The organism is Kingella sp. (in: b-proteobacteria), from assembly GCF_030527935.1.
In the GTDB taxonomy this organism is placed as follows: domain Bacteria; phylum Pseudomonadota; class Gammaproteobacteria; order Burkholderiales; family Neisseriaceae; genus Kingella_B.
Window position 1 is genome coordinate 105,268 of sequence record NZ_JAUMZV010000001.1, and the last position, 17,056, is coordinate 122,323.

Consider the following 17,056-nt stretch of genomic DNA (forward strand, 5'->3'; position numbering starts at 1 on the left):
ACAACCTATCCCATTTTGGTTTAAATGCTGTGTTGTCGCTTTAATTATTTGCCTTATAGGGTTATTTACATCTGCCTATTACCTATTTGGGTAATTGCACGGATGAAGTAATCAGGTTTCAGGCTGCCTGAAAAATAAAAGCCTTTTATTAACTTTCAAGGAGTTCATCATGAACCTAATCCAAAAAGCCAAAGGCGCAGTAACAAATAAACGCGCCTTACTCACGGCAGCAATGGCAACCCCAATGCTCGCTTTTGCCGATAACGATATCTCATCAATCGGCACAACCGCAGCAACCGAAATTGCCAAATTTGCCGTGATGATTACCGCAATCGGCACAGCCGTATTGTCTGTAATCGTTTTGATTCAAGGCTTCCGCATGGCATTCCGCATGACCAAAACTGCGAGCTAAATTAAAGGGGGCTACTGAATGGGTTACAGAATTGGCTACCAATGCTTCGTCAGCAGCGAAGCAGCGCATGACTATCTACTCAGTCAGCAGCCCCCAACCATAACCGCAGAAGGCTTACTCATTCGCCCCGTAAAACAAGGGCAAGATTGGTACTTAAACGGTCAAAAAATCCAATTAAGTTTCCCCGAATGCAGTTTGGAAGAACAAGTAATGCTAGGAGCAGAACTTGCCGCCCCAATTATCGGAATTGTATCCCTGATATTTCTGTTCAGGCAGGTATACAGCCTAATCCGCAGCATGAGCGAACAAGACGAGAAACCCCATGATTGACATATGGACGCTATACAGCTTTTTTGCCCTAATGCTGATATTGAAGCTATTCATCTAGCAAAAGCGCAATGAGCGTGTTACATTCAACCCTTTAACAACAGCAGCGAAAGGCTGCAAAAGGGTTTGAAATGTTTAAAGAAATGCTGATTATGATTGCTGCGGCAATAGCTGGAAACTGGTTATGGAAAAACAAAATTTTTTCAGATTGGAGTATTGGGCAACAAATCGGTTTGCTTATTTTTCTTTTTGTTGCATATATAGTTTTAAATGTAATTTTTGAAAATTTTGAAACGCATTCATCAAATGAAAATGATGACAACGATATATTTTTTGACAATGCCCCTAATCCCGCTCCGCCGCCAACAAACCCACCCACTTCCGAACAAATAGAATTTGTGGAATTTATGAAACAGCGGCGAGAAAAGGAAAGAGAAAAAAGTGTAGTCCGTAGAGAATGAAAAAACTATTTTTAGCCTGTGCCCTTATCCCTTGCATCGCCCTTGCCGATAGCGGTTTTAACCAAAATGGATTAAAAACCGTTGTAAGAGATGGACACTATACTTTTGAATACGATAGAACACGAGATGTTACTGGGCTAGCCCATAAACTGCGCGGTAGTCAATTTCAAGGTAGTACAACACTTCCCGCTGTGGTGGTTGGCAGCAATGGCGCACAATCCGCAGATGCTATCCCTGCGGCATATCGGGTAGTAACTGACAAAAGAAAGGTATTTGCTAGCTTATTATCCAAAGCTAGGGCAGCGGGACCGTATATTGCTAAAAAAGGTGTTGGTTTTTTGGGTGGTGCTGTGAGATTTGGCTTATATTCATTAGCCTATGAGTTAGTTAAACACGCCATCTTTGGTTCAAAATTCTCATGGAACAACGAACGCAACGATTTTGTCCGTCCCGCCGACGACAACACCTATGTTGTTGTTGCTACAAAAGTAATAGGTTCATCAACTGTTGGACTAGCCGTTACTTCTCACGAATTAGATAATATCTGTAATAAAATGGAAGGTGGATGTAATTTGATTGATTATCCGAAAGGTTTAGATGCTGCAATGGCAGCAGCTAATAACTATTGTAAAGGCATAACTTTTAAAGGAAGCGATGATGTTATTCATAATTTTGAAAGAATGGGTAGCTGGGGTGGTCGTTGTTATTCAGAAAAATACAATACAGTTTCTAATCTTGGTGTAGCGATCTACAAGTACGTGGACTACGTCCCCATGACGCTAGACGAATTCATTGAAGAAGGCACACCCGAAGCCACCGCAGCCCCTGACGAATGGGTACGTACATCAGAAGTAAAACCCGACGGGGAGCCTAAAATAATGGTAACAGACGGCACAGTCGCCCAATCCCGCCCCTACACCGACCCCGCAGACGGCAAAGCCAAACAAAGCAAATGGACGTTCAATAGCGACGGTTCAGTCAAAGAAGAAATAACCAACCGCCCTGATTTAACCCCCGATAGCCCCCAAGCTCCAAAATTAGATCCTAGCCAAGTTCCCGACAAAAAAACCGACAACCCCGACAAAAAGACGCAACCCGCATCCCAACCTGCGCCGATAGATTTGTGCAAAGAACATCCCGATATTCTCGCGTGTGATACCGTTCCCGACAAACCCACGACAACAGATACAGAGTTTGATATTCCCAAAGAAGAAATCCCACTCAAATTTACACCTGACAACGTCTTTCCAACGGATGGCGTATGTCCCGTTCCTGTGCAATTTCAGGCATTCGGTTCAACCTTTGGATTTAGCTTACAACCAGCGTGCGATTTAGCCAGTATGCTACGTCCAATGATTATTGCGTTTGCTTGGCTCGTTGCCGCATTTTTTTGCGCGCGCACTATTCGTGAAAGTTAGGGGGAAATATGAAATTTCTAGCTGCTCTAATACCCATGTTGTTAAGTGGCTTGGGTACACTCGCTGGCAGAATCATAGCGGCGTTTGGCTTATCGGCTGTAACCTATGTAGGTTTAGAAGCGTTGATTTCAGGATTCAAAGAAAGCATCGCCGCGTCTGTACAAGGCGTTCCTGCTGGTCTATTACAAATCTTTTATATTTCAGGCGGTGGCACGGTGCTCAATATCTTTCTAGGCTGCCTAACCTTTATTTTAACGTTTAAGACATTAACCAAGTTGATGCCAACAGGCAAAAAAGGCTAGCGAAGCGATAAAGGAAAGGCAATGGCACAAATTGTTCTGGTAACAGGTAAACCAAGAATTGGTAAAACAGCCTTTGTTGTAGAAATGCTGATGTTTGATGATTATTACAAAGGTCGCAAACTATTTAGCAATATCAATGGGCTAGAAATACCACACCATAAACCACCTGAAGGACATAGCTGGGAAGATTTAAACGTATGGCTACAATGGAAAGAGAATATTGGCTCTGTTGTTGTATTTGACGAAGTACAAAATTTATTTCCTGCTCGCCCTGCTGGCAGCAAGATGCCTGATAAAGTAGCTTGGCTTAATGTACACGGGCATTCGGCGATTGATTTAATTTTGATTACCCAATCGCCGAAAATCATAGACATCAACCTGCGTGAAGTAGTCGGTAAACACATTCATATCGCCGCTAACAAAATGGGGGGATTAACGCGTTTAGAGTGGAATGAAGTCGCATTAAATCCTACTGCCCAAGCAAAGAATGCGTTATCTAGTAGCCATAAAATCCGCGAAGAAGTCTTTCAGTATTACAAATCAGCAGAAGCCCATACAGGGCACGGTCATGTTAAATCACGCTGGTATTATGTGATTATTGCCATGCTTATTTTTATCCCGTTTATCTTTGGTTTAGTAGGTTTTATGGGTTATCGCATGTATCAAGGCTATAAAGTCAAAGCGGGTATGGTAGCTGAAAACAGCGATAACCAAAGCGCATCTAGCCCCGCCACGCTTACAGGCAACATAGAGAATTTAAAACAAAATGCTATTTCACAAGTCAATCAAGGCGCAGATTTAAATCCTGATATGTTTGTACCCACTTTGGCAGAGCGTCCAGAATCAAAACCGCTTTACAACAGTGTCCGCCAAGTCAAGCAATATGAGCGCATCGCCGCGTGTATCAAAGGCGGAAAAACAGGTTGTACCTGCTATTCTGATCAAGCAACCAAGCTAAAAGAAATCAGCAAAGAATTATGTTTAGATTATGTAGAAAACGGCTTGCCGTTCGATCCTTTCCGTGAGCCAATGCAACAAAACACATACGCGCAAAACAAAAGCATAGGGCAGCCTGAAAACGCATCCAGCAATCAAATCTTGGAATTGGACGGCAAGCCTTTACCCAGTTTAACCGCAGGGCGTTCAGAAAGGCTTGCCGTAATACAATAGCTAAATAATAAACTAATATAAAATACACATAAAATATATAGTTCATAAAAATATAATGAAATATGCAATTAGCTAAAAGATAGTATTTTGTGTTGCTTTTACGTTTCCCACCCAGTAAAATTTAAAACTGCACGACACCCGCAAAGCTGCCTTGGTTAAGCCATGACAAAAGATTGGTGCGTGCAGTTTTTCTTTTGACACAAAACATAACAGTATCATTGGCAAAAAGCCATCATTGCAAGGATTGCAAAACATGCACTATCTAGGATTAGACATTTCAAAGAACACAATAGATGTTTATTCAGATGCCGGCGGTCATTTCAAAATTGACAATACCATGCAAGGCATTCAAGAACTATTAGCGCATCTACAAACAAACGGATTAAATCAAAAAAATACACAAATCTGCTGCGAAGCAACAAACGTTTATTATTTACTTGTTGCCACAACACTACATCAGAATGGCTATGCTGTTTCCGTGGTCAATCCACTTGCCATAAAAGGCTACGCCAAAATGAAGCTAAAACGCATCAAGACAGATAAGCAAGATTCAAAACTGATTGCAGAATTTGCCAAAAAAGAAAATCCACCAACATGGCAACCCAATAACGAAGCCAGAACAGCCATACAATCACTTCATCGCAGAACGGAGCAGCTAAATGGCTTACTCGTTTCAGAAAAGAACCGAAAAGAAACAGCCGATGAATACACCAAAGCATCTGTTGAAAAAATGATTGAAACGATAGAAGAGTTAGAAAAAATCAGAGATAAAATCCAAATTATTATTGAAAACGATGAGCAGCTAAAAGCAAAACAAAAAATTCTCTCCACCATTCCCGGCGTAGGCAAAAACACCGCGCAAATCCTACTATCCGTTCTCGTTGATTTAGACAAATTCAGAACAGCAAAACACTTAATCAGCTACTTGGGACTATCGCCCATTATCAGAGACAGCGGCAAATACAAAGGCATGCAAAAAGTCTCAAAAATGGGCGATAAGACATTGAGAAAATCACTGAATATGCCAGCGCGTTCAGCCTGTACAAGAAGCAAGCTATGGCGCGGTTGGTTTAATGAGCAAGTCGCAAGGGGCAAACACCCAAAGCAAGTTTACATTATGATGATGTGCAAAATACTACGCTATGCCTATACCTGCCTGAAAACACAAAAGCCTTTTGACGCAACCATGCACCAAAAAGCAAATAAAATGATTGAAGTGGCTTGATGCCCAATAAAGCGTGCTAGGGCATAGCGGAGCTGTAAAACAGTCAAGGGGGAAGGTTTGTAAAGGCGCAGCCTTTACGAATACCCCCTTGACGGTTTGGAAGCGACCCCACACTCTGCCGAAAGGGCAGGTGAAAGGGGCAACGCCCCGCCCGCCTGCCCGCGCGGCGTCGCAAGTGAGACTGGGGGTGTGGGGGCTAGCCCCCGCAAAGCGGCGAACCCAAAGACAAAGCCAATTCAATGCACAAAAAAGCATGGGTATGGCGGCGCAACGCCATGTAATGGCAAAACATTAACGAAACTTGACTTAAATCAACAATTTTTGCATTTTGTGCTTGACGTGAAATACAGTATCTTTTGTGTGGGGCAACGATAAGGGCAAATATGGAAAACCGCCCGACTATTACCCCAAGCTATCGCTGCGATTTTTAAGCAAGCTATTGAGCGGCTAGGCGGATGCGCGATGGGGCAAAACAAGAGATAATGCGCGGGTTTTTATTTTCAGGCTGCCTATGCTTGTAACCCTGTTTGCGAGCCATGCGGGTAAACAAAAGCAGCGAAAGGAACATCACGATGAAAAAATATTTTTACGCGCTGTTGGCGTGTTTGAGCTTGGCGCAGTTTTCTGGCGCGGCGGTGAACGCAGATGATTTGTTGCCACCTGAACAGGCGTTTGTGCCAACGGTAACCGTGTCGGACAAGGGCGTGGATGTGCAGTTTAAAATTGCCGATGGCTATTATCTGTATCAGGGCAAGATTACGGCGGAGACGCAGCCTGAAAAGCTGTTGCGCGACAAGGCGGCGTTTAGCCAAGGAGAGCAAAAGGAAGATGAGTTTTTTGGCAAGCAAGTGGTGTATCACCGCGCGGCAAATGTGAAATGGGATTACGCCCAGCCTGCGCCGGCATCTTATAAGCTCACGCTGCATTATCAGGGCTGCGCGGAAGCGGGCGTGTGCTATCCGCCTGTGGACACGGAGTTGAACATCAACGGCTCGGGCGTATATGCGCCGCAAGATGGGGCGGGCGATGGTGCAAAGGATATGTTTGTAAAGCCGCAGGGGAGCGTTCAGGCGGATTCGTTAGCCGCGCAAACGCCAGCGGCGGCGCAGAATACTCCCCTTTCGTCCGCAACTGCTGATGCTGATTTCGCCCTATCGCGCGACACGTTGGGCAAAAATTTGCTCACGTTTTTTGTGTTTGGCTTGGGGCTGAGTTTCACCGCGTGTATGTATCCGCTGCTGCCGATTGTGTCCAGCATTATTGTGGGCGACAAATCGGGCAGCAAGCGGCGGGCATTTGCGCTGTCGCTGGTGTATGTGCAAGGGCTGGCGGTTACTTATGCGGCGGTGGGCGTGCTGGCGGGGCTAACGGGCGCGTTGCTCACCGTGTGGCTGCAACAGGCTTGGATGGTGCTAACGGCTTCGGGCTTGATGGTGCTGCTGGCGTTGTCTATGTTTGGCGTGTTCAATTTGCAACTGCCCAACGCGCTGCAAAGCTATTTTCAAAATCAAAGCAACAAGTTATCAGGCGGCAAGGCGGCGAGCGTGTTTGCGATGGGGATGTTTTCCGCGTTAATCGTAGGGCCGTGCGTTGCGCCGCCGTTGGCGTTTGCGCTGGGCTATATTGGGCAAACAGGCGATGCGCTGCTGGGCGGCGCGGCGTTGTATGCGATGGCGTTGGGCACGGGCGTGCCGCTGGTGCTGGTGGGCACGTTTGGCGGGCATATTTTGCCGCGTGCGGGCGATTGGATGAACGGCATCAAATATGCGTTTGGCGTGATTTTGCTGGCGGTGGCGGTGTATTTGGCGGCGGGCTTTTTGCCCTACGCGCTCACTGCCACGCTTTACACGGCGTTGATGATTGCACCCGCGCTGTATTGGTTTTGGCGATTGCCCAAACTATCAGGCAGCCTGAAAACCATTTCGGCGGTGCTGGCGACGGCATTGGCAATCGGCGGCGCGTGGTTTGGCTGGCAAAGCGCAAATGGCGGCACCACCGCGCTGCACGAATTTCTGACGCTGCATCGCGCTGATGCGAATGTGGCGCATGGCAAGAAGTTTACCGATGTAAGCGCGTTGAAAACGGCGATTCAGGCTGCCTTTGCGGAGAACCCCAATCAGCCTGTGCTGCTGGATTTTTATGCCGATTGGTGCACATCGTGCCGCGAAATGGAAGCGAAAACGTTTACCGATGCGGGCGTTCAGGCGGCTGTGCCGTTGCACCGCTTGATGCAAATTGATGTTACCCAAGCCACGCCCGAACAAAAGGCGTTGTTGCAGGAATATGGCTTGTATGGCCCACCTGGGTTGTTTGTGCTAAAAGCAGACGGCAGCCGCAGCAAACCGCTGTTGGGCTATGCGGCGGCGGATAAGTTTGTGGCTTGGTATCAGCAGCAGTAGGCACTTGGGGCAGCCTGAAAATGGGATTTCATTTTCAGGCTGCCTTTTTTGCATTCAAAGGCAGCCTGAAACCCCGCTATAATCCCCACCTTTTCCATCCGCCCCCACCACCATGCTCCCCAAACTTGACCGCATCTGGCAAATCCCCGCCGTCTATTTCATCCTGCTCACCGCACTCGCGCTCGCCACGCCGCTCACCTTTGCCCCGTATTACCAATTTTGGCTGATGCCGCTGCTGTTTGGCGGCTTGGTGCGCCTGATTGAGCTCAAACCCCACCGCGCCGTGCGTTCTGCCTATTGGTTTGGCTTCATCGGCTACACCGCGCAATTTTGGTGGATACACACCGCGCTACACGGCATCGCCAAGCTGCCCGAATACTTCGCCCTGCCGCTCACCCTGCTGCTGCCCGCCTTTTTGGGGCTTTACCCCGCGCTTGCCTTTTGGCTCTATCGCCATTTCGGGCTGCCGCGCAGCATCGGGCTGGGCATCGGCTTGCCCGTGCTGTGGACGCTCACCGAGTTCGCCCGTGAACGCTTGCTCACAGGCTTTGGCTGGGGCGCGTTGGGCTACTCGCAAATCGCCGATAACAGCCCGCTGGCAGGCTTCGCCCCCATCGGGGGCATCCATCTGGTAACCTTTGCCACCGCGCTGGTGGGCACATGGCTGGTGTTGTTGGTGAACAGCCGCGCCGCCAAACCGCGCATCGCCGCCGCCATCGGCATCACCAGCCTATTGCTTTCAGGCTGCCTATTGCGCACCATCGCGTTCACCCAGCCCACAGGCCACCCCACCACCGTAGCCCTAGCGCAAGGCAATATTGAACAGCGGCTAAAATTTGCCCAAAACCAGCTTTTTCCCACCTATCAACGCTATCTTGGCCAAGTTGCCAGCACCCGCGCCCAAATCGTTATCCTGCCCGAAACCGCGCTGCCCGTGTTCCTGCAAAACACCCCCAGCGACATCCTGCAAGATTTCGCCCAAACCGCCCGCCGCAACGGCAGCAGCCTAGCCGTGGGCGTGCCCATGTTTACCCCCGATAGCGAAAATTATCTCAACGCCATCGTCAATCTCACCGACTACACCGCGCAAACGCAGCCTGAAACGCTGCCCATCTACGCCAAAAACCACCTTGTGCCCTTTGGCGAATACAAGCCGCTCAAACCGTTTACCCAGTTTCTCTACAATGCCATGAATATGCCCTTGGGCGATTTTCAACAAGGCGGCGCAGCGCAAGCCCCGTTTAGCATGGCAAACCAAAAAGTCGCGTTTAACATCTGCTACGAAGATGGCTTTGGCGACGAGCTGATTGCATCCGCCCGCCAAGCCACCTTGCTTGCCAACGCCAGCAACATGGCATGGTATGGCGACTCCAACGCCATGTGGCAACAGCTGCAACAATCGCAAACCCGCGCCCTAGAACTCGGACGCTACATGATTCGCGCCACCAACACAGGCGCAACCGCCATCGTTTCGCCGCAAGGCAGCATCGTCAAACAAGCTACGCCCAACACCGCCACCGTGCTAGAAGGCAGCGTGCAAGGCATGGCAGGCGAAACCCCGTTTATGCGGTTCGGTGGCTCGCTGCCCTTGATTGGCTTGCTTGCCGCCATCGCAGGGTGGTTGAAATGGCGGTTTAGGCAGCCTGAAAACGAGTAAAGCGAGTTTGAGCACAGCTAAAACAATTAGAACCTGTATTCACTATTTTCATAGGCAGATTTGATGACATAAAAGCGTGGATACAAGGCAAAAAGCACAGCAAGGTTGGACACCTTGCGAGCATTTTTAACGCAGTAGCCGCGTTTTTAGGGCATAAAAGATGACTATGAAAATAGTGAATACAGGTTCTTAAACCGTTTGATGTCATGCCAACTACGTTTTTACTGAATAGATTAACTTTCAGGCTGCCCCTATCCCAAGGCAGCCTGAAACCCATTAACCGCGTATAATCCGCGCCTTTCCCATTTGCAAAGCAACCCACCATGTTTAGAACCCTACTCGGCGGCAAAATCCACCTCGCCACCGTAACCCAAGCCGACTTAAACTACGTTGGCAGCATCACCATAGACCAAAACCTGCTAGACGCAGCAGGCATTTGCGTGAACGAAAAAGTGCAAATCGTGAACAACAACAACGGCGCACGCTTTGAAACCTACACCATCGCAGGCGAGCGCGGCAGCGGCATCGTGTGCCTAAACGGCGCAGCCGCGCGGCTGGTGCAAGCGGGCGATATTGTCATCATCATGTCGTATGTGCTGCTGTCCGAACCCGAAATCGCCGCGCATCAGCCCAAAGTGGTGCTGGTGGATGGCGCAAACCAAATCCGCGAGATTATTCATTACGAGCCAGCCAATACGGTTTTGTAGCGTTAAGGCAGCCTGAAAAACAAAGCCGTTTGGCATTGCACCAAACGGCTTTTTACTGGATAGATTGGCTTTCAGGCTGCCTATCCCCGCCCCGCCGCCAGCCGATACACCCACACCGCAGCAGGCGGCGAATTGCGCCACACCACCGCGTGCCGAAAGCTCTCAATGCCCGTATCCGCCGCCAACAGCGGAACCGGATTTTTCAGCCCATAAGTAAACTGCACCAACACCGACTGCGGGTTTTTGTGCAATTCGCTCTGCAAAAACAAGCCAATAGCCCGCGCCTCATCTTTCGCCAAACTGCGAAACGGCAGCGACGACACAATCGTTTTGTTGCCCGCCTCCTGCCAATGCGGCAAATCCTGCACCTTGCAACACGCCACCTCAATCTCAGGCATTCTACGCTGCAATTCCAGCGCAAGCGGCTCCAAAAACTCGCACGCCACCAAGCGATTTTTCTGCGCCAGCGACTGTGCCAACACCCGCGTAATCGCCCCATTGCCCGCGCCCGCCTCAATAAACAACGCATCCCGCGCCCCATAACGCAACGCCGCCGAAGTCATCGCCCGCCCCAGCATTTTGGAAGACGGCAACACGCTGCCCACATTGCGCGGATGGCGCGCATAGCGTTTCAGCCAACCTGCCGCTTCATGGCTTTGCTGCGAAACATGGCTAAACAAACGAGAAACAAAACTAGGCTTCATAGCGATAACGTTTTCAATAAAAAGATTTGAGATTATAACCAGTTATCACGCGTTATAGATAACGCCTTTCAGGCTGCCTAAAATAAATACTTTAATGCCATCCATTAAGCAAATTAAGTTCCAAATCAACAAACCCCGCTGCTATTTTTGATATAGTAGGCAGCCTGAAAATCATCCATCCACCCCATCCACGAAAGCCCAACCATGATTACCAAAGCCCAATACCAAGCCCAAGCCGCGCAAGGCTACAACCGCATCCCGCTGGTGCAAGAACTGCTCGCCGATTTAGACACACCGCTGTCGCTGTATCTGAAACTCGCCAACCAGCCGTTTAGCTATCTGCTGGAATCGGTGGTGGGCGGCGAACGCTTTGGGCGGTATTCCTTTATCGGGCTGCCCTGCCGCGACTACATCAAAGTAGCGGGCAATCGCACCGAAATCTACCAAAATCATCAGCTTATCCAAACGCACGATGGCAATCCGCTGGACATCATCGCGCAATACCACGCGCAATTCAAAACACCCTACATCCCCAGCCTGCCCCGCTTCACAGGCGGCTTGGTGGGCTATTTTGGCTACGAGAGCATTTATTATTTTGAACACATCGCCCATAGATTAAAGCAGCCTGAAAAAGCCAACCCTTTGAACACGCCCGATATTTTGCTGATGCTGTCGCAAGAATTGGCGGTGGTGGACAACCTAAGCGGCAAAATCCACCTGATTGTGTATGCCGACCCCAGCCAGCCGCAGGGCTACGAAATCGCGCGCGAGAAGCTGGAAAACCTACGCGAAAAGCTGCGCCAAAGCGTTGCCATTCCGCTGTCGCTGGGCAGCCAACGCACCACGCCGCAGCATCTTACCGGCGAAGCAACGTTTAAAAGCTATGTGCGCCGCGTGCGCGACTATATTCTCAACGGCGATTGTATGCAGGTAGTGCCTGCGCAAAGCATGAAGCTGCCTTTTGCCGACAATCCGCTGCATCTGTATCGCGCCTTGCGCACGCTCAACCCATCGCCTTATCTGTTTTACTACCATTTTAGCGATTTCCACATTGTTGGCTCATCGCCCGAAATTTTGGTGCGCCGCGAACGCGATAAAGTGGTGGTGCGTCCGATTGCGGGCACGCGGCTGCGCGGGGCAACGCCCGAGCAAGACCTTGCCAACGAGCAAGATTTGCTCAACGACCCCAAAGAAATCGCTGAACACACCATGCTGATTGATTTAGGGCGCAACGATGTGGGGCGCATCAGCCAAATCGGCAAAGTGGCGGTTACCGATAAAATGGTGGTGGAAAAATATTCTCATGTGATGCACATCGTTTCCAACGTGGAAGGCAGCCTGAAACCCAACACCAGCAATATGGACATCCTTGCCGCCACGTTCCCCGCAGGCACACTCTCGGGTGCGCCCAAAGTGCGCGCGCTGGAAATCATTGAGGAGCTGGAAACCACCAAGCGCAATATTTTCGGCGGCGCGGTGGGCGTGTGGGGCTTTAATAACGACATGGATTTGGCGATTGCCATCCGCACCGCCATCATTAAGAACGATGAGTTGTTTGTGAGCAGCGGCGCAGGCATTGTGGCGGACAGCGTGGAAGAGAACGAATGGCAGGAAACGCAAAACAAAGCGCGGGCGGTGCTGCGCGCGGCGGAAATGGTGCAGGATGGGCTGGATAAATAAGAAATTTCAGGCTGCCTTGTGAACCGATTAGGCAGCCTGAAAACGTCATTTGGCTATTATTGAATACACCATTTTAGCTTTCAGGCTGCCTAATCGTTGAACAACCAATCAACCCAAAAGAAACCCCATGCAACGCCTAACACTCATTCTCGCTACCCTGCTGCTTGCCACCCCAGCCGTCGCCGCGCCCAAGCTCAAAACCTTCCCCTTGGACGAATCTGGCTGCGCCCAAAACGTGCCAGTCAAAAAAGGCGAACGCTATCGCATCCACGCCGCAGCAGACGGCACAATCTTTACCGTATCCAATGGCTACGCCGCTTATGCCACGCTCTACGCCGCCGCAGGCAAAGCCGTGCCGCCCGAACGCGCCACGCGGGATGACGGCAGCGGCGAGCAATTTGCCGAATTGCGCCAAGGCAACCATGTGCTAAAAATCAACCGCAGCCAAACCATCAAGCGTTTGTGCATCAACGCCGAAAATTAACCGCCCTGCGTTCGTCCCCTCTTTTTTCAGGCTGCCTGTGCATCATATAGGCAGCCTGAAAATTCTGCTAAAATCGCCCCCTTTTTTCACACACACGACACAATGCCTGCCCTATTTATCGCCGTGCTGATTGCGCTGCAACTCTTTATCTATCTCGCCGCCCGCGCCGCGCTGTGGCAATTTCGCATCCAACACCCAGCCCAACGCAAAACGCTCTACATCCTTGCCTACGCGCTGTGCAACGGCTTCACCATCGCCGCGCTGGTGCTGCGCCAAAGCCTGCTGTTTCGGCTCAACGCCGCCATGCTGGTTGCCCTGCTGTATATCGTGCTTACCAGCATCGCCACGCTCATCATCTGGCACATCGCCCGCCCGATTAGGCAGCCTGAAAAGCTCGCCCGCGAGCTGCGCATCCTAGCCCCCGCGCTGCTGATTGCCCTGTTTGCCCTGTCGGTTTACAACGCCTACACCCCCGTGGTGCGCCATATCAGCATCCAAATCAACAAACCGCTTGCCCAGCACATCCGCATCGGCATGGCATCCGACACCCACCTTGGCACGCTGGTGGGCGCGCGCCAGCTAGACAAACTCGCCCGCATCATGCAGCAAGAAAAAGTGGACATCATCCTGCTACCGGGCGACATCATGGATGACGACATCGCCGCCTACACCGCCGAAAACATGAAGCCCCACCTTGCCAAACTGCGCGCCCCGCTGGGCGTGTATGCCACGCTGGGCAACCACGACTACTTCATCAACCCGCAAGCCATCACCCGCGCCATTGAAGACGCAGGCATCCAAGTGCTGCACGACCAAACCGTGCTCATCAACCAGCAATTTTGGCTCATCGGGTGACCCGACAACCTAGACAGCCACCGCCAAAAAACCAGCGAACTCATCAAACACACCAACCCCGCACAGCCCATCATCCTGCTAGACCACCGCCCCGACCAAATCGCCGAACACGCCAATCTGCCCATAGATTTGCAACTATCGGGACACGTTCACAACGGGCAAACCTTCCCCGCCAACTTCATCACCAAAATGCTTTACCCCGCGCTGGCATACTGCTATAAAGCCATCGGCAACGGGCATTTTGTCGTAACCTCGGGCTACGGCTTTTGGGGCGTGCCGTTCCGCCTTGGCTCGCAAAGCGAAGTGTGGATAATTGACGAGAAAGAGAAGTAAGCGGTAATAGGCAGCCTGAAACCCCGCCCAACATTATTTTCAGGCTGCCTATACACCCAGCAGCCTGAAACCACCCCAACCCCAATCATCCTACCCCACCATGCACACCATCCAAGACTATCTCCAAACCCAAGCCCTCACGCTCAACCCCGAAGCCATCGCCATCGCCCGCGCCGCCACCCAAGCCATCATCGCCCACGGGCAAGCCCACATAGACCGCAGCATCCTGCTGCCCAGCCACCTTGCCCCCCTGTTCGCCCAGCAGCCACAAACCGAAGCCCTGCTCAAACCGCTCTACATGGCACTGGATTCCGCCCACAGCCAACACCCCAACCAAACCACCGTCCTTTACGGCAACCACATCCCCAGCCAAAGCCTGATTCGCCTGATTCAACACGGCGCAGCCATAGAAGAACGCATCCCGCTTACCGAACACCACTACTGGCAACATCTCCCCGCCCGCGCCGCGCAATCAGGCTGGGCGCAAATCGCCCCCAACACCCAACAATGGCTTGCCAACGGCGAACTGCACGGCACACACAACCTGCGCAGCTCCAGCCAAACCAGCCTGCCCATCAGCAAAGAAGACGGCATCGTGTACGGCGTGCTGCACCTAGAAACCGCCGCCCCGCTCACCGATGAGCAACTTGCCCATTGGGTAGGCGTAGCCCTTGGCATCCATGCCACCCTAAGCCAACTGCTGCCGCCAGCCCAAAGCGCAGATGAATAGGCAGCCTGAAACCCAGTTCAGCGTAGCAACAACAAAACAGCAACGGCTCATTGCCACAATCTCCCCAGTCAAACCCCTTTTCAGGCTGCCTGCCCCCGATGCAGCCTGAAACCATAAACCCACTAACCACACACAAAGAAAGCAACCAAACCATGCCACTACAACACATCACCTCCTGCCGTCTCCCTACCGAACACGGCATCTACCAAATGCACGGCTACCAAGACAGCCAAACAGGGCAAGAACACATCGCCCTAGTGATGGGCGACATCACCACGCCCGAGCCCGTGCTCTCCCGCGTCCACTCCGAATGCCTAACAGGCGATGCCCTATTCTCACAAAAATGCGATTGCGGCCCCCAGCTTAAAGCCGCCATGCAAGCCATCCAAGCCCAAGGGCGTGGCGTGATTGTTTACCTGCGCCAAGAAGGGCGTGGCATTGGCTTAATCAACAAAATCCGCGCCTACGCCCTGCAAGACAAAGGCATGGACACCGTAGAAGCCAACCTCGCCCTCGGCTTGCCCATTGATGCCCGCGACTTCACCCTTGCCAAAGAAATCTACGACCACCTCGGCATCCACAGCATCCGCCTGCTCACCAACAACCCCGAAAAAGTCCACACCCTGCAACAAGCAGGCATCCACATCACCGAACGCCTGCCCCTACACGTCGGCATCCATCCCGAAAACCAAAATTATCTCAACACCAAAGCCCAAAAACTTAACCACATGAAAGACTAAAATGCTCTATCTCGCCCTACTCTGCGCCGCGCTCACCGCCGCCATCCACTTCTACATCTTCTACCTAGAACTGCTCGCCTACGGCGCAAGCAACTTCCGCCGCGTGTTCCAAATCCCGCCCGAACACCTGCCCATAGTGCGCGCCCCCTTTAACAACCTAGCCATCTACAACATCGCCCTAGCCCTAGCCGCCGCGCTCGGCATCCTGCTGCACATCGTCGCCAACAGCAACTACCTTTACGGCATGGCAAACGGGCTTATCTTCGCCGCCCTTGGCACCGCCACCGCCGCAGGTGTCTATCTGTGGTACAGCCAGCCCAGCAAACAACGCCCCGCGCTGATTCAAGCCGCCCCCGCTCTGCTCGGGCTTATCTGCCTTGCGCTCAGCTAATTGGCAGCCTGAAACGAAGTTCAGCGTAGCTAAAACATCCCAACGCAAGCGAAGCCCAAATAGCGCATTGGCAACTTGGCGACATCAGCCCAATCCATAGCAGAAGTATAGTAAGCCAGAATAAAAGCGGTACAAGTAGGGGGGGTGGCTTTGCCACGCACCATTTGGCTTGGCTAACCGGTGCGCGAACAAGTTCACACACCCTACGCGCCGATTGAATTAGATATTTCTTGATTTATTCCACTATATTTTCAGGCTGTCTTATCCCCAAGGCAGCCTGAAAACAAAACAGCGTGGGCAACCCAAGGGAAGAAGGGTTGCCCACGCTGTTTTGCGGTTTTATAGTCGTTCCACACAGCCTTATACTACGTTGGCTCGCCGTGCTGTACTACTTGTACTATCTGCGGCTCGCCGCCTTGTCTAAGGCTGTGTGGAACGACTATCGCCTTGCGAACTGTTTTTTAGCTACGCTGAGCTTCGTTTCAGGCTGCCTGTATGGTTTCAGGCTGCTTTGGGGTTACTTATCGCTGCCGATGCGTTCAAGTTCGGGGTTGGTGGCGCGAACAGACTCGCCTGCGTATGCCAACTTAATGCGGTCATCATTGCGGAATGAGCCGAAATCGGTGTTTACTGCTTGCAAGGCTGGGATTTCTTGATGGCTGGGTTGTGGTGGCACAGGACGATCAATGATTTTGGCTGCCATAGCGTTGCTTGAAATAACGGCGGCAAGTGCGATTGCGATGATTTTGTTCATGGTGTGGTCTCCAAGTTAAGGGTTAAAAAGTGAACTTTGCGTCATTGTGTTTTCAGGCTGCCTTGGTGGTGCTGCGCTGAAAGTGTGTGCACCATAGGCGATTTATTTTTGCGGAAAAATGCGGTTTTTGGAAAAACGCTTTCAACGTTCAATTTAAAATCGCTTGCTGCTTATGCGCTGTTGTTCAGAAAGTGAGTGCATTGTAGGGGTTGCCCAAAAGGAGAAACAGAGCTGTTTTGACAATGGTTTATTTCTCAATAGGAAATTATGTTGCATTTTAACGGCTTGTAATTCCGCGATAAACGTA

19 protein-coding genes are annotated in these 17,056 nt (G+C 51.1%); 17 read left to right on the plus strand and 2 right to left on the minus strand.

Features of this window, described 5'->3' with window-relative positions; genetic code table 11:
• Positions 1–169 precede the first annotated feature (169 nt).
• The 10 genes from Q4A85_RS00620 to panD all read left to right on the plus strand — a co-directional run bounded on the left by Q4A85_RS00620 (position 170) and on the right by panD (position 10,078).
• Positions 170–412 (plus strand): hypothetical protein, encoded by a 243-nt coding sequence (locus Q4A85_RS00620; protein WP_303107025.1) that lies wholly within the window; start codon positions 170–172, stop codon positions 410–412.
• Positions 413–430: 18 nt separating this feature from the next.
• The gene (locus Q4A85_RS00625; protein ID WP_303107026.1) at positions 431–742 is read left to right on the plus strand and encodes a hypothetical protein; all 312 of its coding nucleotides are present in this window, start codon (positions 431–433) and stop codon (positions 740–742) included.
• A gap of 128 nt (positions 743–870) precedes the next feature.
• Entirely contained in the window at positions 871–1,200 is a 330-nt protein-coding gene (locus Q4A85_RS00630; protein ID WP_303107027.1) for a hypothetical protein, read from the plus strand.
• Positions 1,197–2,618 (plus strand): IgG-binding virulence factor TspB family protein, encoded by a 1,422-nt coding sequence (locus Q4A85_RS00635; protein WP_303107028.1) that lies wholly within the window; start codon positions 1,197–1,199, stop codon positions 2,616–2,618. Before Q4A85_RS00630 ends, Q4A85_RS00635 begins: the two co-directional genes overlap by 4 nt.
• A 35-nt stretch (positions 2,619–2,653) precedes the next feature.
• Complete coding sequence (locus Q4A85_RS00640; RefSeq protein WP_303107105.1) at positions 2,654–2,920, plus strand: DUF2523 domain-containing protein; 267 nt, start codon at positions 2,654–2,656, stop codon at positions 2,918–2,920.
• Positions 2,921–2,941: 21 nt separating this feature from the next.
• Positions 2,942–4,090, plus strand: coding sequence for a zonular occludens toxin domain-containing protein (locus tag Q4A85_RS00645; RefSeq protein WP_303107030.1), 1,149 nt, complete (start codon positions 2,942–2,944; stop codon positions 4,088–4,090).
• Between the two features lie 253 nt (positions 4,091–4,343).
• Entirely contained in the window at positions 4,344–5,315 is a 972-nt protein-coding gene (locus tag Q4A85_RS00650) for an IS110 family transposase (RefSeq protein ID WP_303107032.1), read from the plus strand.
• Between the two features lie 572 nt (positions 5,316–5,887).
• Complete coding sequence (gene dsbD / locus Q4A85_RS00655; protein ID WP_303107033.1) at positions 5,888–7,714, plus strand: protein-disulfide reductase DsbD; 1,827 nt, start codon at positions 5,888–5,890, stop codon at positions 7,712–7,714.
• Between the two features lie 112 nt (positions 7,715–7,826).
• Entirely contained in the window at positions 7,827–9,371 is a 1,545-nt protein-coding gene (gene lnt, locus Q4A85_RS00660) for an apolipoprotein N-acyltransferase (protein WP_303107035.1), read from the plus strand.
• Positions 9,372–9,694: 323 nt separating this feature from the next.
• Complete coding sequence (gene panD / locus Q4A85_RS00665) at positions 9,695–10,078, plus strand: aspartate 1-decarboxylase (RefSeq protein WP_303107037.1); 384 nt, start codon at positions 9,695–9,697, stop codon at positions 10,076–10,078.
• A gap of 80 nt (positions 10,079–10,158) precedes the next feature.
• On the opposite strand, the gene Q4A85_RS00670 is transcribed toward panD, so the two are convergent.
• Complete coding sequence (locus tag Q4A85_RS00670) at positions 10,159–10,782, minus strand: class I SAM-dependent methyltransferase (protein ID WP_303107039.1); 624 nt, start codon at positions 10,780–10,782, stop codon at positions 10,159–10,161.
• Positions 10,783–10,986: 204 nt separating this feature from the next.
• Between Q4A85_RS00670 and Q4A85_RS00675 the strand changes: the two genes are divergently transcribed.
• From Q4A85_RS00675 to Q4A85_RS00700, 7 genes are all read left to right on the plus strand, one after another.
• Positions 10,987–12,462 (plus strand): anthranilate synthase component I family protein, encoded by a 1,476-nt coding sequence (locus Q4A85_RS00675; RefSeq protein ID WP_303107041.1) that lies wholly within the window; start codon positions 10,987–10,989, stop codon positions 12,460–12,462.
• Between the two features lie 127 nt (positions 12,463–12,589).
• Positions 12,590–12,946: a hypothetical protein gene (locus Q4A85_RS00680; protein WP_303107043.1), complete on the plus strand. Its 357-nt coding sequence runs from the start codon at positions 12,590–12,592 to the stop codon at positions 12,944–12,946.
• 102 nt (positions 12,947–13,048) lie between these two features.
• Positions 13,049–13,801 (plus strand): metallophosphoesterase, encoded by a 753-nt coding sequence (locus Q4A85_RS00685; protein WP_368500159.1) that lies wholly within the window; start codon positions 13,049–13,051, stop codon positions 13,799–13,801.
• A gap of 129 nt (positions 13,802–13,930) precedes the next feature.
• Complete coding sequence (locus tag Q4A85_RS13205; protein ID WP_368500160.1) at positions 13,931–14,134, plus strand: hypothetical protein; 204 nt, start codon at positions 13,931–13,933, stop codon at positions 14,132–14,134.
• Between the two features lie 100 nt (positions 14,135–14,234).
• Entirely contained in the window at positions 14,235–14,864 is a 630-nt protein-coding gene (locus Q4A85_RS00690) for a hypothetical protein (protein ID WP_303107046.1), read from the plus strand.
• Between the two features lie 152 nt (positions 14,865–15,016).
• On the plus strand, positions 15,017–15,604 hold the full coding sequence (gene ribA, locus Q4A85_RS00695) for a GTP cyclohydrolase II (RefSeq protein WP_303107107.1): 588 nt from the start codon (positions 15,017–15,019) through the stop codon (positions 15,602–15,604).
• Position 15,605: 1 nt separating this feature from the next.
• Positions 15,606–15,995, plus strand: coding sequence for a DUF1304 family protein (locus tag Q4A85_RS00700; RefSeq protein ID WP_303107048.1), 390 nt, complete (start codon positions 15,606–15,608; stop codon positions 15,993–15,995).
• A gap of 517 nt (positions 15,996–16,512) precedes the next feature.
• Here Q4A85_RS00700 and Q4A85_RS00705 read toward each other — a convergent pair.
• A complete protein-coding gene (locus Q4A85_RS00705) occupies positions 16,513–16,749 on the minus strand; it encodes a hypothetical protein (protein WP_303107050.1) in 237 nt (78 codons plus the stop codon).
• Positions 16,750–17,056 lie beyond the last annotated feature (307 nt).